Source organism: Streptomyces sp. WM6386 (genome assembly GCF_000972385.1).
GTDB lineage: Bacteria > Actinomycetota > Actinomycetes > Streptomycetales > Streptomycetaceae > Streptomyces.
The window spans coordinates 1-300 of sequence record NZ_JXTE01000832.1 but is presented as its reverse complement, the minus strand read 5'-3'; the positions used below and the strand labels follow the sequence as shown (position 1 = coordinate 300).

Here is a 300-nt window from a genome sequence, read left to right as displayed (position 1 = left end):
ACGCGTTCGGGGTCGCAAGGACGGGCGTCGACGGCGGCGTGGAAGGAGCGGGCCAGTGCGCCCGCGGCGCTGGGTGAGGTGTCGTCGAAGCGCGGGTCCGGCAGGGTGATGGGCCGGCCTACGGTGGGCTGGTGCAGGGGGTCGCCGGCGGGACCGTGGTGATTCAGCGTCGTACGGCCCGGCAACGACAGGGTCCGGGTCTGCCAGGGTTCGAGGCCGACGGCTTCGCCCCGAGATCGGTGGCGCCGGCGACAGTGGTGAACACCTTCAAGGCAACAGACACCACCGTACGTCCGGTGG

At 72.0% G+C, this 300-nt stretch carries 1 protein-coding gene; it reads right to left on the bottom strand.

Annotated features, from left to right (window positions below):
• Positions 1-185, bottom strand: a 185-nt coding sequence (locus TN53_RS49065) for a hypothetical protein (protein WP_234441885.1), incomplete at its 3' end; no start/stop codon positions are given.
• Between the last annotated feature and the right edge of the window lie 115 nt (positions 186-300).